Source organism: Brevibacillus sp. AF8 (genome assembly GCF_021270385.1).
In the GTDB taxonomy this organism is placed as follows: Bacteria; Bacillota; Bacilli; order Brevibacillales; family Brevibacillaceae; genus Brevibacillus.
This window is the reverse complement of the sequence record NZ_JAGQDN010000016.1, coordinates 76,553-92,004: the sequence shown is the minus strand read 5'-3', so window position 1 is coordinate 92,004 and position 15,452 is coordinate 76,553. Positions and strand designations below refer to the sequence as shown.

12 protein-coding genes are annotated in these 15,452 nt (G+C 49.2%); 1 reads left to right on the top strand and 11 read right to left on the bottom strand.

Going from position 1 to position 15,452, the window contains the following annotated elements; all coding sequences use genetic code 11:
• Nucleotides 1-42: 42 nt before the first annotated feature.
• The 6 genes from dnaJ to lepA all read right to left on the bottom strand — a co-directional run bounded on the left by dnaJ (nt 43) and on the right by lepA (nt 8,379).
• Nucleotides 43-1,170, bottom strand: a complete 1,128-nt coding sequence (dnaJ, locus tag KB186_RS19690) for a molecular chaperone DnaJ (RefSeq protein WP_173611479.1) — start codon at nt 1,168-1,170, stop codon at nt 43-45.
• Nucleotides 1,171-1,320: 150 nt separating this feature from the next.
• Nucleotides 1,321-3,150 (bottom strand): molecular chaperone DnaK, encoded by a 1,830-nt coding sequence (dnaK, locus tag KB186_RS19685; RefSeq protein WP_232774217.1) that lies wholly within the window; start codon nt 3,148-3,150, stop codon nt 1,321-1,323.
• A gap of 51 nt (nt 3,151-3,201) precedes the next feature.
• Nucleotides 3,202-3,744 carry a nucleotide exchange factor GrpE gene (gene grpE, locus KB186_RS19680; protein ID WP_173611481.1) on the bottom strand — a complete coding sequence of 181 codons (543 nt, stop codon included), beginning with the start codon at nt 3,742-3,744 and terminating at the stop codon, nt 3,202-3,204.
• Nucleotides 3,745-3,802: 58 nt separating this feature from the next.
• Entirely contained in the window at nt 3,803-4,828 is a 1,026-nt protein-coding gene (gene hrcA / locus KB186_RS19675; RefSeq protein WP_088906868.1) for a heat-inducible transcriptional repressor HrcA, read from the bottom strand.
• A gap of 153 nt (nt 4,829-4,981) precedes the next feature.
• Complete coding sequence (gene hemW / locus KB186_RS19670) at nt 4,982-6,124, bottom strand: radical SAM family heme chaperone HemW (RefSeq protein ID WP_232774216.1); 1,143 nt, start codon at nt 6,122-6,124, stop codon at nt 4,982-4,984.
• A gap of 437 nt (nt 6,125-6,561) precedes the next feature.
• The gene (gene lepA, locus KB186_RS19665; RefSeq protein WP_232774215.1) at nt 6,562-8,379 is read right to left on the bottom strand and encodes a translation elongation factor 4; all 1,818 of its coding nucleotides are present in this window, start codon (nt 8,377-8,379) and stop codon (nt 6,562-6,564) included.
• Nucleotides 8,380-8,616: 237 nt separating this feature from the next.
• Between lepA and KB186_RS19660 the strand changes: the two genes are divergently transcribed.
• Nucleotides 8,617-9,495 carry a GNAT family N-acetyltransferase gene (locus tag KB186_RS19660; protein ID WP_232774214.1) on the top strand — a complete coding sequence of 293 codons (879 nt, stop codon included), beginning with the start codon at nt 8,617-8,619 and terminating at the stop codon, nt 9,493-9,495.
• A 53-nt stretch (nt 9,496-9,548) separates the two neighbouring features.
• Here the strand turns inward: KB186_RS19660 and KB186_RS19655 are convergent, their stop codons facing one another.
• Genes KB186_RS19655 through KB186_RS19635 form a run of 5 tightly spaced genes read right to left on the bottom strand, consistent with a single transcriptional unit; the run spans nt 9,549 to nt 15,391 of the window.
• Complete coding sequence (locus KB186_RS19655; protein WP_232774213.1) at nt 9,549-10,553, bottom strand: hypothetical protein; 1,005 nt, start codon at nt 10,551-10,553, stop codon at nt 9,549-9,551.
• Nucleotides 10,523-11,071 carry a sigma-70 family RNA polymerase sigma factor gene (locus KB186_RS19650; RefSeq protein WP_173611489.1) on the bottom strand — a complete coding sequence of 183 codons (549 nt, stop codon included), beginning with the start codon at nt 11,069-11,071 and terminating at the stop codon, nt 10,523-10,525. The genes KB186_RS19655 and KB186_RS19650 overlap by 31 nt, the downstream gene beginning before the upstream one ends.
• 57 nt (nt 11,072-11,128) lie before the next feature.
• A complete protein-coding gene (locus tag KB186_RS19645) occupies nt 11,129-12,142 on the bottom strand; it encodes a methyltransferase domain-containing protein (protein ID WP_173611490.1) in 1,014 nt (337 codons plus the stop codon).
• A 6-nt stretch (nt 12,143-12,148) separates the two neighbouring features.
• Entirely contained in the window at nt 12,149-14,323 is a 2,175-nt protein-coding gene (locus KB186_RS19640) for a CocE/NonD family hydrolase (RefSeq protein ID WP_232774212.1), read from the bottom strand.
• A gap of 24 nt (nt 14,324-14,347) precedes the next feature.
• A complete protein-coding gene (locus KB186_RS19635) occupies nt 14,348-15,391 on the bottom strand; it encodes a dipeptidase (RefSeq protein ID WP_232774211.1) in 1,044 nt (347 codons plus the stop codon).
• Nucleotides 15,392-15,452 lie beyond the last annotated feature (61 nt).

Genomic DNA, 15,452 nt, shown 5'->3' with positions numbered 1-15,452 from the left:
TACATGAAACTTTAGGCAAAAAGCGGACAAAACCGCGACGGATTACTCGCCGCGGAATGCCCGTTTCATTTTTTCGAAAAAGCTTTCGTCTTCTCCTCCATGCTGTCCTGGCTTTTCTCCAGACAGTTCGGCGAGCTCACGCAACAATTCCTTTTGTTTATCGCTCAGCTTGGTCGGCGTAATGACGCGCACTTTCACATGCTGATCACCGCGGCCGTTTCCACGCAAATGCGGAACACCTTTTCCACGCAAGCGGAAGAATGTTTCTGTTTGGGTACCCGCCGGGATCTTCAACTTCACGCGACCATCGACAGTCGGCACTTCGATCTCATCTCCAAGTGCTGCCTGTGCGTAAGTAAGCGGAACCTCGCAGTAAATATCATTTCCTTCTCGCTCAAAAAACTCATGACTCTTCACGCGCAAAACGACGTACAAATCTCCAGGAGGTCCACCGTTTGCTCCCGGTTCACCTTCGCCTGTTACGCGCAATTGTGCTCCATCATCCACACCTGCTGGGATGTTGAGATGAATTTTGCGGCGTACCTTGACACGTCCACTTCCACGGCAAGTTGAACATTTTTCTTTGACAACTTTCCCTTTGCCTTCGCAAGTCGAGCAAACACGGCGATTGACGATTCGACCGAATGGCGTGTTCGCCACCACTTCTTGTTGTCCTGTACCATTACAAGTCTTACAAGTATCGACACCGGAACCAGGCTTTGCACCGGAACCAAGGCATGTATCACATTCTGCTTCTTTTGGAATTTCCACGTCCGTTTCTTTTCCAAAAATCGCGTCGATAAAGTCAATGCTAAGGCCAAATTGCAGATCAGATCCTTTGCGAGGTGCATTTGGATTCGAACGTCTGCCGCCACCACCGAAGAACATATCAAAAATATCTCCGAAGCCGCCCATGCCTGATCCATCAAAACCTCCGCCACCGAAGCCCTGATTCGGATCTTGATGACCAAAACGGTCATATTGCGCACGTTTTTGTGGCTCGGACAGGATGTCGTACGCATCCTTAACTTCTTTGAACTTTTCTTCCGCGTCAGCCTCTTTATTTACATCGGGATGGTACTGACGTGCCAGTTTGCGATACGCTTTTTTGATTTCATCAGCGTCCGCATCCTTTGCTACGCCCAGAACCTCGTATAAATCACGTTTCATCTCCTACATCACTCCCATGACAGTCAACTGTTATCATAGCATGTGACAGACTTGAAAAAAAGTCAAAGTCAGCATTCCGTGACTTTGACTTTCATGGGTCACATCGTGGGAAGTGAGGGAAGAAATCTCTCCCCTCACAATTCCAGCGTGTTACTTTTTATCGTCTACCACTTCGTAGTCAGCATCAACGACATTGTCTTTCTTCGGCTCTTGACCTTCAGCGCCGCCGCCTTGTGCTGCTTGCGCTTGAGCAGCCTGCTCATAGAGCTTCACCGAAATTTGTTGGATGATCTCGGACAGTTCATTTTTCGCTGTCTTGATCTCTTCGATGTTGCCACCCTCCAGAGCAGCTTTCACTTTATCTTTCGCAGCGTTAGCGCGATCGATTTCAGCCTGATCGATCTTGCCTTCTACTTCTTTCAATGTTTTCTCGGTAGTGAACACGAGTTGGTCTGCTTCGTTGCGAACTTCTACTTGCTCTTTGCGTTGTTTGTCCGCTTCTGCATTCAACTCAGCATCTTTTACCATGCGATCGATCTCGTCGTCGGACAGACCGGAGTTAGAAGTGATCGTGATACGTTGTTCTTTACCTGTACCCAGGTCTTTTGCACGTACGTTTACGATACCGTTCGCGTCAATATCGAAGGATACTTCGATTTGCGGGATGCCGCGTGGCGCTGGCGGGATATCGGACAAGTTGAAGCGCCCGAGCGATTTGTTGTCGGCTGCCATTTGACGCTCCCCTTGGAGAACGTGAATTTCTACAGATGTTTGGTTGTCCGCAGCTGTAGAGAACACTTGGGATTTGCTTGTTGGGATCGTCGTGTTACGATCGATCAGCTTGGTGAATACGCCACCCAATGTCTCGATACCGAGGGACAGTGGCGTTACGTCGAGAAGAACGACGTCTTTTACGTCACCAGTCAGTACGCCCGCTTGAACAGCTGCTCCCAGTGCTACTACTTCGTCCGGGTTTACACCTTTATGTGGTTCTTTTCCTGTAAATTTCTTGATTGCTTCTTGTACCGCTGGGATACGAGTAGAACCACCCACCAGGATAACGCGATCCAGTTCGCTTGGAGTCAGACCAGCGTCTTTCAGTGCTTGACGAGTTGGGCCCATTGTACGCTCAACCAGCTCAGCAGACAACTCTTCGAATTTCGCACGAGTCAGGTTCATCTCCAAGTGCTTTGGACCTGTTGCATCTGCTGTAATGAACGGCAGGGAAATGGTCGTAGTCAATACACCAGAGAGGTCTTTCTTCGCTTTTTCCGCAGCATCTTTCAAACGTTGTTGAGCCATGCGATCCTTGGACAGGTCGATGCCATGCTCTTTTTTGAATTCGCTCACCAGGTAGTTCATGATGACATCGTCGAAGTCGTCTCCGCCCAGCTTGTTATCTCCGGAAGTCGCTTTTACTTCGAAGAAGCCATCGGACAATTCGAGAATGGATACGTCAAAGGTTCCGCCGCCCAAGTCGAATACGAGAACGGTTTGATCTTCTGTTTTCTCCATACCGTATGCAAGTGCAGCCGCGGTTGGTTCGTTCACGATACGCAGTACTTCCAAGCCAGCAATTTTACCAGCATCTTTTGTTGCTTGGCGTTGGCTGTCATTGAAGTAAGCTGGAACCGTAATCACTGCCTGCGTCACAGATTGACCAAGGTAGGCTTCAGCGTCTGCTTTCAGCTTTTGCAGGATCATAGCAGAGATTTGTTCAGGTGTGTACTGGTTGCCTTCCAGCGTTTCTTTATAGGTGCTACCCATGTGGCGCTTGATGGAGATTACGGTATTGTCTGGATTGGTGATCGCTTGGCGTTTTGCCGCTTCCCCAATGATGCGCTCGCCGTTTTTGAATGCTACCACGGATGGTGTGGTGCGGTTACCTTCCGCATTGGCAATAACGACTGGCTCGCCGCCTTCCATTACTGCTACACAAGAGTTGGTTGTTCCCAAGTCAATTCCGATTACGCGACTCATACAAAATGTCCTCCTAACACTTTACGTCTAGTGAATTTACGTTTTTTGAAATTACTCGTTCACTTGAACCATCGCCGGACGAACGACGCGGTCTTTGAACATATATCCTTTTTGCAGCTCGGCTACCACAACGCCTGATTCAAACTCAGGGTTTTGTGTTTGCATAACCGCCTGGTGGATGTGTGGGTCAAATGGTTTTCCTTGTGCTTCGATTGCAGCCAAGCCTTCTTTATCGAAAACTTGGACCATCTGACGATATACCATGTTTACCCCCTCTAAAAGAGAGTCTACTGTCATGGATTCCTTGTCAGCGGCAAGTGCTCGCTCGAAGTTATCGAGAACTGGCAGAAGCTCTTCCACGATTTTAAGTGAAGCGTACTTCGCCAGATCTTCCTGCTCTTTGCGAACACGGCGACGGAGGTTATCCATATCAGCCATGGCGCGCAGCATGCGGTTTTGGTGATCCTCAGCCTGAGCCTTCCAGTGAGCAGCCTCTTGCTCCCAGTTCATCTCGGTTGCTTCCGCTTGGTCTGCATCCTTTGCTACTTGTTCTTCCTCGAGAGTCGGGTCTTGCGTTACTTTTTCCTCGCTCAACGTCACTACCTCCTGGCGGCTTTCCCCAGTCAAAAGACTGTTTAGCCATTCACTCCATTTATTTCTCAAACTGCGAAGTCAGCATGCGCGATAGTCCTTCCGCCAAATGGTTGAGCACAGTAATGACCTTGCCGTATTCCATCCGCGTCGGACCAAGTATCCCCACCATTCCTACCGGCTTGCCTCCAAGCGAATAAGAAGTGGTAATAATACTGCATTGCTTAATCGCGTCCAGCTGGTTTTCCTGGCCGATGCGTACCGTGAGACCATCACCTTGCATGCCGATCACATTCATCAATTGATCGTGCTGCTCTAATAGCTCGAGAATATCCTTGACCTTATCCACGTCTCGGAATTCCGGCTGGTTCATGATCTTGGTCGCACCGCGTAAGTATACCCGTTCTTCTTCTTGTGTCAGCGAGTTGTTGAGGAGCTGAAGGATTTCTTCATACTGCTCGGTATGACGTTGCATTTCACCGGAGATCTCTTGATAAAGACGTTGCCGAAGCTGCCATAGCGGCACGTCGGTCAGCTTTGCATTCAACAGATTGACGAGTCTCTCGATTTCCCCGGCTCCTATGCCTTCTGGAAGATCGATCAGCTTGTTCTCCACTCGTCCGGTATGTGTCACCACAATCGCGACAGCCTGTTCAGCATTGAGAGGAACGATTTGAATATGTTTTAACCGATGCTCAAAAATCTCTGGACCCAAGACAATCGCCGTGTAGTTTGTCAACTGAGAGAGAATTTGGGCGGTGTACTCTACCACTTGTTCTGCGTGGAGAATACGTTCGGCAAACAACTGTTTTAGTTTACCCAACTCAGCTTCCTCCAAAAGATGAGGCTGAATCAGGTTATCGACGTAGAAGCGATATCCTTTTGTAGAAGGAACACGTCCGGCCGATGTGTGGGGCTGTTCTAAGTATCCCAGCTCCTCCAAGTCAGACATCTCGTTGCGGATCGTTGCCGAAGAGAATCCGATGTCGTCCCGTTTGGAAATGGTTCGGGAGCCAACAGGTTCGGCAGAATGAATGTAATTATCGACAATCGCATTTAAAATCATTTGTTGACGGTCTGATAACATGGATGTCGCTCGCCTCCTGTTGGATTGTTAGCACTCATGCTTATCGAGTGCTAAATCTATATACTAAGGTATCAATAGTAGAAGGATTTGTCAACGAACTTGAGCTAGTTCCAGAGACAAAAAATCTCATTTTTCGCGAGTTTCGCTTTATCCTCAACGGAGAAAGCGCGCAAATACCTCATTTCCGAGCGGAAGCCCCTGCTTCGTCAGCTTCAAAAACCCGTCCTGTTCTTCCAGCATTCCTTTGGCTACCTCTTCTTCTATTATTGTCCCAAAAACATCATGAACAGTTGCGCCAAAACGGGAAGCAAACGCCGAAAGATCAACTCCTTCTCTCAGCCGCAGTCCCAAAATCATCTGTTCCTCCATGGCATCCTCGCGCGGTACCTCGAATTGTTCTACACGCGGCAGCCCTTCCTTGCACTTCTGCAAGTAAATCGCAAGCGGGCCTGCATTCACGTGTCGGTGGCCGCACACATAGCCGTGGGCACCTGCACCCAACCCATAGTATTCACGATTGAGCCAATAGGTTTTATTATGTTTGCTCTCAAAGCCCGGTTTTGCAAAATTGCTGATTTCATACTGCTTGTACCCATGCCGCTCCATCTCTTCTATTAATACCATATACATCTCGAGCTCCGTCTCTTCAGATGGCAGTGGCAGCTGATCCTTTTGGTAAAGGGTGTGGAACAGCGTGTTCTCCTCCACCTTGAGACTGTACGCGGAGAAATGGGTGGTGCCTAGCCTAAATGCCTTGTCCAATGTTTGACGGAAAATGTCGAGTGTCTGATCCGGCAATCCAAACATCAGGTCGATGCTGAAGTTGTCGAAGCCTACTTTTTTCGCATTGTCGATACTGCGGTACACGGCTTCCTGGTCATGGATTCGTCCTAGTCTTTTTAAGAGCGCGTCGTCAAAGGACTGCACACCAAAGCTCAGCCGATTGACACCCAGTTCACGCATGATCCGCAGCTTTTCCACGTCTGTCGTTCCCGGATTCGCTTCCATCGAAAACTCGATATCATCCGCCAAGTACTTGCCCAATTGCTTTTGTACCATTTCCAAAAACGCGCGCATTTGGGCATGATCGAGAAACGTAGGTGTCCCTCCGCCGACAAAAATCGTTTTCACCTGCTCGATCGGCTGCTGACTGAAGGTGATCTCCATTTCGCTTTTCAATGCGTCTAAGTAATCCCAAATAAGCTGCGGATTGTTCGTCACAAATGAGTTGAAGTCACAGTAGTAACATTTATTCGTACAAAAGGGAATGTGAATGTAAACCGATTGTGGCATCATGTCCCTTTCCCTCCTTTTAATAACGACTTTTGGAATGCCTTTTTCAATAAAAGTCAAAAAATCGGCTTTTCAGCACCGAGAAAGTGGCGAGAACCTGAAGAAGGAGGAGCGGAGTGTAGGGGACCTACATGAGCACCGGACTTCGAAGGTGAACGCCAGTTTCGACGCCGAATCAACTTTCATAAATGACTTCGTGATCAAAAGTCGACTTTTTGACAACCTTTTTCAATAAAAGTCAAAAAATCGGCTTTTCAGCACCGAGAAAGTGGCGAGAACCTGAAGAAGGAGGAGCGGAGTGTAGGGGACCTACATGAGCACCGGACTTCAAAGGTGAACGCCATTTTCGATGCCGAATCAACTTTCATTACTACTTCGTGATCAAAAGCCGACTTTTTGACCACCGCTTTTAATGGAAAAGACCTGACACAAGGTCAGGCCTACTTCTTATCATCCATGCGCAATACAGCCATAAATGCTTCTTGCGGTACCTCTACGGAACCAACAGACTTCATGCGCTTCTTTCCTTCTTTTTGCTTTTCGAGCAGCTTACGTTTACGCGAAATGTCCCCGCCGTAACATTTAGCAAGAACGTTTTTACGCAACGCACTGATCGTTTCACGAGCAACAACCTTGTGTCCGATAGTCGCTTGAATCGGCACCTCGAATTGCTGACGCGGAATCAATTCCTTCAGCTTTTCGCAGATGACTTTTCCACGAGGATAAGCCGTGTCTTTGTGAACGATAAACGACAGAGCATCCACCACTTCGCCGTTGAGGAGAATATCCATTTTCACCAGCTTGGATGCTTTGTACCCACCTAGCTCGTAGTCAAAGGATGCGTAGCCTTTTGTACCCGACTTCAGCATGTCAAAGAAATCGTAAACGATCTCCGACAAAGGCATGTCGTACTTCAGCTGCACACGGTTCTCACCCATATACTGCATGTCAAGAAACTCACCGCGTTTACCTTGGCACAACTGCATAACATCACCGACGTATTCTTTCGGTACCATAACAGTCGCCGTAACGTAAGGCTCCTCGACCATTTCGATCTTTTGCGCTTCCGGCATTTTGGACGGGTTGTCGATTTCGAATACTTCGCCGTTCGTTTTGGTAATGCGGTAAATAACGCTCGGCGCGGTCGTAATCAAGTTAATGTTGAATTCCCGTTCGATGCGCTCTTGAATGATCTCCATATGCAGAAGACCCAAGAAACCGCAACGGAAACCAAAGCCAAGTGCTTGGGAAGTCTCCGGTTCAAACTGCAAGGACGCATCGTTTAGCTGAAGCTTTTCCAATGCATCGCGCAAATCATTGTACTCGTTCGTTTCGATTGGGTACAAACCGCAGAAAACCATCGGGTTGATTTTGCGATAACCTGGTAGCGGTTCAGTTGCAGGGCGATTTGCATCTGTAATGGTATCCCCCACACTGGTGTCTCCCACTGTTTTAATGGAAGCAGCTACGTAGCCTACATCTCCAACCGTTAATTCTTCTACTTGTGTTTGGCGTGGAGTCGATGTACCGATTTCGGTTACCTCGAACGACTTGCCTGTCGCCATCATCTTGATCTTCATACCTTTTTTCAAGGTTCCGTTAATGACACGAATGGAGGCAATAACGCCGCGATACGCATCAAAATAGGAGTCGAAAATCAAAGCTTGGAGAGGTGCATCCGGATCTCCCTCTGGAGCAGGTACTTTTTGCACAACAGCTTCCAGTACTTCCTTAATCCCGATACCCGCTTTGGCAGAAGTCAAAACCGCATCGCTGGCATCCAGACCGATCACGTCCTCAACCTCTTGCTTCACGCGCTCAGGCTCTGCGCTCGGCAGGTCGATCTTGTTAATAACTGGAATGATCTCCAGATTGCTGTCCAACGCTAAATACACGTTAGCCAATGTCTGGGCTTCGATCCCTTGTGCCGCATCCACGACGAGAATAGCCCCTTCACAGGCAGCCAAACTGCGGGATACTTCATACGTAAAGTCGACGTGCCCAGGAGTGTCAATCAGGTGGAGAATGTATTCCTCACCGTCATCTGCTTTATAGTTCAAACGCACGGCATTCAGCTTAATTGTAATCCCGCGCTCTTTTTCCAGCTCCATCGTGTCAAGAAACTGGGCTTCCATCTCACGTGCAGTCAAAGCACCGGTCAGCTCCAAAATGCGGTCTGCCAGCGTCGACTTTCCATGGTCAATGTGGGCGATGATGGAAAAATTTCGTATCCTTTTTTGTCTTTCACGACGATCCATGTGTTGTTCGTTCCCTCCCACGCGAATCCATTCAAACGTTCAGATTGCGCCTCGCAAAAAATACACTAACGGTAATTATAACAAACCGATGATATAAAGAGCAACCAAAGAGAATCAGGCATTTGCCTCCTTTTTCTCGAATCCAAACTTTCTCTGTGATAAAGTGGTAAAAGGTGGCGGAAGCATGAAACGATCTCTTTGGCAACACAGCCGCGAACACAAAGAAAGAAACGGAGAATGATCAAAGTGAACAGCGTTGACTCTGGCTTGCATTCCTTAACGATATCGGATATTCCCGGACTCATTGCCTTATCTGATTCCGTAGGCTGGGATTACGACGAAGCGGAAATTCACACAATTCTGTCTATCGGAACCGTTTTTGGTCACAAAGACGCGAGCGGCACCCTACTTTCATGTGCGGCGATCATCCCGTACGATGACAAGCTTGCGAGCATTGGCATGGTGATTGTCCATCCCTTGTCACAAGGCAAAGGCTATGGTCGCCAGCTCATGAAGGCGTGCATGGCGTCTGTTTCGACCGATACAACCATCATGCTCATTGCAACTCCAGAAGGAGAACCAATGTACAAAAATCTCGGGTTCCAGACAGTCGATCGTATTCGAAAGTTTATAGCTGAACGCTTTGTACCTAAAGCTCCTCCGCAAAACGAAGCCAATGATGAGTTTGCAATTGTGTCAATGGAGTTGGACGATTTCTCGAGTATGGTTGAATTGGACAAAGCAGCACTGGGTAGTAAACGCTCGCATTTTCTCGAGAAACGCATGAAACAAGCTAGTACCTGTCTGGTAGCCAAAAATCGCTCTGGTAAGGTCATTGGATATGGCTTTGCCGTTCAAGGCCCCGTCAACCTTATCGCTGGACCGATCGTCGCAGAAAATGCCGTCATAGCTGAACACATCCTGTACAAGCTGACACAATGTCATACCGGACGCGTACGGATAGACGTACCGGATGAACAAGCAGCGTTTCACGCTTATTTGGAGCAAAACGGCTTCACTCAAGTTTCTCATCCCCCAGTGATGGTTGCAAATGCTAGTAACCTGCCCCGCCGCAATGGGACGTACTGGGCGATAGGTGCTCAAATATACGGATAGATATGAAAAGCGAAAAACGGACCTTTTTTAGGCTAAGGTCCGTTTTGTCATCCTTACTTTGTTTTTGATCGATTGTGAACTTGCTCGAGCACTTTAGATGGAAACAGTTTTTGCAGGCTGCTCTGGTAGTTGCTGCCTTCCTCGGGCATTTGGAAGTCCGTTACCCGATAATCATTCCCATTGTAGACGATTTGAAAGACCATCGGTACACTGAGTGCGGAAGAATTGCTACCCGTTATTTTCACCCAAGCGTATACGGTTCGTTTTGCAGCGTCTGGCGCTTCCACTCCGAGTAGCTCAACGTTCATCTCTCGATATTTTCCCAGCCACCCCAACTTATCGCTTTCCGTCTCCAAATACCGCTGAATGATAGGCCCGACGAGCTGACGATTCGCAGGTGCTATCCCTTTTTTCACCTCAACAAAAACTTGTCCGAGATGTTTGCCTCCTGATCTTACTTCCAGCTTCCACTTTCCCGGTTCAGGCAACACGATCCCTGAAGGAAAATGACCATCTGCATCGTATAACGGGTCCATGACCTCGTAGCTGCCCAATGACAAACGGGTCCCATCGGTGTTGTAAGCAGCGATCTCTACTTTTTGTGCGTAATTCCCATTCAACAGCCATATCACCCGCCGCGTCTGTCCTTCATAGAAACCGTCCTGATCTGTCATGATCCGGACAGGTTTTTCTCCCAAATAAGAAAAGGACTGATTGTTGTAAGTGGAGGACAAAGAAGGCGACAGCTTCCACAAATCCGCTTCGACGATTTGTCCCCCTGGCAACAGGGAGGGTATACGTGCCTCTTGTTGTGGAGGTATCATCTCATGCTGTGCAGATTGTCTCTCCTCCTGAATGGGGAGCCCCAGCCACAATAGCAAGCCCAACGTCAGTACAACGCCTGGCAAGGCTAGCTTCCTCCAGCCAGTCATCCACCTAGTCCCAGATCTCACCCTCTGCTGTACATGCTCTTTCATCGATGCAGTGAACTGTACATCACGAAAAATGGTCTGATCTGCCCGTTCCTTTAAGCCCGTGAGCCATCGGTTTTCGTCCATTCCCAGTCCCTCCCCTCTCCCATACTCTGCCGTAGTTGCTGCCTGGCCCTATGCAACCGGGTTCTGACTGTTCCTTCCGTTACTCCTAGCACCTCAGCCACCTCTCCGATGGATAAATCCGCATAGTAATGAAGGGCAATCACTTGGCGATAGAGCGGGGGGAGCTGCAACACTTCTGCTACGAGTTGGTCCCTCTCGGCTCGATCGAGAACAAGACTTTCTGTAGAAAGCTCCCCATTCTGTCTCATCCACGAGCGGGGAAGGATATGACGGAACGACCAAGAACGCAAATAACCTTTGCACTCATTAACCGCGATTCGATATAACCACGTGTGCACACTGCTCTCCTGCCGAAAGCGAGGAAGATGCCGGTACACCTTAACGAATACATCTTGGGTAATGTCCTCCGCCAAGCTGCGATCCTTGACCAGAAAGGTGACGAGTCGAAGCACACGGGTCCCATATTCCCTCATGATTTGTTCAAACGCAGCATCAGTCGTCTGCTGCAATTTTTCCAAGGGCGCGACCTCCTTCACTCGCTATCATACTGGTTAGATGCAGCTACAAACTTTTTGTTACAAAGAGGAGGAAGAAATTTTTTTCGCCAAAATCGTCCAGCGGGTAGCTCCACCCGGTTTCCCGACAGGTTCAGCGAATGGATATCCCCCATGCTGCCAACGATCCATATCATAGCCCTCGTCCGCTTGACTCGACTCGAAGTCTTGCTTGTGGAAGACATTCTCTTTGCTATAGGTGACGCGAAAGCCTGATCCTTCCAGTAACAGCTCAAGCTCTGTAGGCAAAAGCAACGCCATCTCTCGCTCTACGCGATACCTCGGCTGCTCGATCTGATCAAGAAAAGTCTCATAAGTAAGCGTGTAGCGGAACTTTTGATCCAAGAGCGAGGTTTCACCTTCTACCTTTTGATATACCATTCGGTCTGGGAAAACGAATTTGCGTTGCATCGTTGTCCATTGATTTTTTACTGGCGGCAAGAGTAGATCAATTGCCACTGTTCCGTCCTCCATTATGTAATCGTGGATGACCGAAAGCAATTGACGTTGCTTGTCTCTACAGGTGGCCTGCTGAAAAATCCCTTCCGGAAGTAGCGCATGTGTAAATTGCCGATCAAGTTCCAGCTCCCACATATTTTGTTCTACCAGCTCCAACAGTTCTTCTTTCCCTTTTAACATGCGCCGTTTCTTTTTGGCGGCCATCGCAAGCATATCCGGGCTCCAATCAATCCCGCAGACGGACAAGCCATTCCGTGCCAGCTCAATGGCAATTCTCCCTGTTCCAACACCCAGCTCCAGCACCGAGACTGAAGATTGCTCCGCTTCCTGCAGCAACCAGTTTCGATAAAAAGCGATGCTAGCCTTCCCGGCAAACTGATCGTAATACGTTGCTTCTACGTTCGTGTACTTCGTTTCAGGAAGCGGCAAGTGCCGTCCTTCCTCATTCATCCCACAATCAGTACACACAGAACCTGCTAAATGAGGAAAAGGCACCCCGGGCGGGACGCCATTTTTCGTATCACCTAGCCACTCGTCGTAACGGAACTTGCATATTCTGCAACTATAAACAGTCATTATGATTTAGATACCTCCTGAAAATTGCTTGCTTCCCCCAGAATGCAAGAGAGGGAGTTTGATATGACTCGGATACTGGCTGTCATGATATATACGTTGCGAGGCAATGACCGTCTCGGTTTCCGTTGCCAGATCGTTGCCTGTATTCGGATTGGGGAACGAGAAGTTCTCGGCACCAGAAGTAACGGAGACGCGAATACGGTGACCTTTTCGGAAGACATTGGCGATCTTGGTCATGCGAATCTCATAGCGTTCGATGTGTTCTGGAACAAGTAGCTCTGGCTCCGCGAATGAGTGTCGGTAGCGTGCACAAATAATCCCGTCCGATAGACGAATCGAATTGCCTTCCTCGTCTACATCACATAGCCGGACCAGCCAATCAGTATCCCGCGCCGAGCTGGATGCGTAGATAATAGCCGAGATTTCTCCCGCGATGACGACTTCCTCTTCCAATGGCTCTGATGTGTAGACAAGTACATCTGCTCGTTCTTCCACATCACGATAGTTTTCCGGAACACTATTTTCATTTTCGGACAAATCCAACAGATACGGTGCTGCGTCTAGCGGATTATAACTGTATGTATCCACCGCTTGTTCATCCGGGATAGACAGGGTCAGTGTTCCATCTCCGCCGCTCGTATTGGCGTTTCCCCCACTGCTCAGATACAGATTCGTCAGCGTCGTCTCCGCTGGCGGCCAAGTCTGCGAGGTCTTCCATTCGTTTTCTCCCACCATGTAGTACTCAACCCGCGGCTCTTGATCGACGCCATTTTCCACTCCTTTTAGATAGCGGTCAAACCACCGTAGCTGCGTTATATCCAGATCGTAGCGGATGGCGTTGTTTCCAAAGGGCACATGATGGATTTCTCGTGTCGTATTCGCCTTGTGATACCATGGCCCCAAGATGAGTCTGGCGTGCTCTGGCACATTTCGGGAGACAACCTCCCATGATTCGCTCGTCCCCATCCCGTTGTCGTCATACCAGCCAGATACCAGGGTAGCAGGCACCTTTACCTGATCCGCATGCCGCTTCCAGTCCGACATGGTCCAGAACTCGTCTCCATTCGGGTGTTCCATCCATTTTGTCCAAAACGGGATTTCTTTCCCCAGCACTTTTTGCGGGATGTCCTTGATCGGACGCACTTTGATGACCTCACTCCAGTCATCTCGGGAAAGAGCCGCGACATTTCGACGCTTCTCAGCCATCATGAAAATCCATGACAGGCCACCAAGAATCGTCCCCCCTTTGCGCGGGATGTCCACATAAGGTGTTCCTACTGTCACGTAGCTGAAAATCGCCTTCAGATACGGATTTCCGCTTGCGGCCGCAGCCCATTGCACGTACCCCACATAGGAGCCGCCCAGCATCCCTACGTTGCCATCTGACCACTCCTGACTCGCGATCCAGTTGAGGCTGTCATCTCCATCATTACGCTCATGAACGAGTGGAATCCACTCTCCTTCGGAATCTTCCCGTCCGCGCGTATCCTGAACAACCAACGCATATCCACGAGCTACAAAGGGCAAACGGCGAAAAATGCCATCCATCCGTCCATAGGGAGTGCGCATGAAAATTGTTGGAACCCGCTGTCCTTCCGCCAAGCCTGCGGGTAGCCATACCTCGGTAGCCAGCCGAACGCCATCTCTCATCGCTAGATCATGCCTACCCAAATGATGTACGCCGTAGTTAACTTCAGACAGCGTAGGGTCTTGCCACATCGTAAGCGGAGTCAAATCTTCCCACCCTGTTTTCACCAATACGACACTATCACCACGACCTGTCAGCACAAACGCGATGACTTCGTTCTCACAAATGATCAAGTCAATTGGCTGCGCTGCTTCGCGCACCGCCCAGACCCAAGCTTGCTTTTGCCTTGTGGGCCCTGTTCCTTCGATGGATAGATGGCGTTGGTAGTGCCCTCCACTTCCCGGAAACACAACTGATTCGCTCTCCCAGTCAATTCGCTCCCATTCCGGAAGCTTCTGTGCCAGGGTAAGGAGTGGCAACTCGTAGGTTGCTTCCCCTTCAGCCAGTAGTAAAAACGGACCGTCAACCGCACCACCCGTATCCCAACCTGTGCTCCGATGCCAAACTTCCCCATCCTCAAAGCGTATATCAGCTACCTTGATGCCAGATTGATAATAGCCAAAAAAAGCTTGTTTGTGCCCAGTCTGTGCCACCCGTCATTCCTCCTGTTACCTGATCTACTTCCACACTTGCTGATACACTCTGAGGAAATTGCCACCCAAGATTCCTTCGATCTCTGCATCGGTGTATCTGCGCTTCAATAGCTCACGCGTAATTTCCGGCAGTGACGCATGGCCTTTTACTACGTCAAATGGCATCTCTTTCGTTTTGGCAATCTTGTCCAAGGGCAAATATTTCGTCAAATCATCGCACAGGTCTAAGCCAATACCGATGTACCTTGCTCCGACAAGCTTTTTCATATAGTCAACATGATCAATCAGTCTCTCGATAGTTGAGTCGGCACTGTTAGTCGCTGTAAACATGCTACACGCATTCAACCCGACGAGTCCGTCCTTTTCCGCAATTGCTTTGATCTGTTCATCTGTCAGATTGCGCATTGTCGGCACGATTGTTCGACTGTTGGAGTGAGAAGCGATCACCGGTTTTTCTGCGATCTCCATCACGTCCCAGAACCCTTCGTCATTCAAATGGCTCACATCGATGACGATACCCAGTTTTTCCGCTTCCTCGATAAGACGAACACCGAAATCGGTGATGCCTCCTTTTTTCCCTTCCCGAACCGGTGCAAAAAAGCTGCCGTCCCCAGCAAAGTTGCGCCGACTCCAAACCAGCCCCATCATCCGTACTCCGAGCTCATAAAAGACACGCAAGAGACTCAAATCGTTATGCAGTGGCTCTGCCCCTTCCAACGACAGAATGAACGATACTTTTTGCTCCGCTCTTGCCCGTTGCAAATCACCCAGATTTTTGGCGATGACGATGTGCTCGGGAGACTCTGCCGCCTCTGCATGCAAAGCACTGATCTGGTTGAGCGCCTTGCGAAGACTCATCTCTGGTACAAAAGCATCCTCGACGAACACGGCTGCCACAATGGAATGCACGCCACCCTGCTGGAACCGTGGCAAGTACTCCGTCTCGATCATTTTGGTTCGACCATATCCACGCTGAATCTCCACATCCATCAGCAGATCAAAATGCCCATCGAAAACGTGAACACCGTCGTGAAATTTGCGCGCCTGTTCTCTCGTTACTTCCGTCATACGGGTCATCTCCCATCTTGTTCTATGAATTTTCTGATCGAAATAAATTTGGCTATATCCA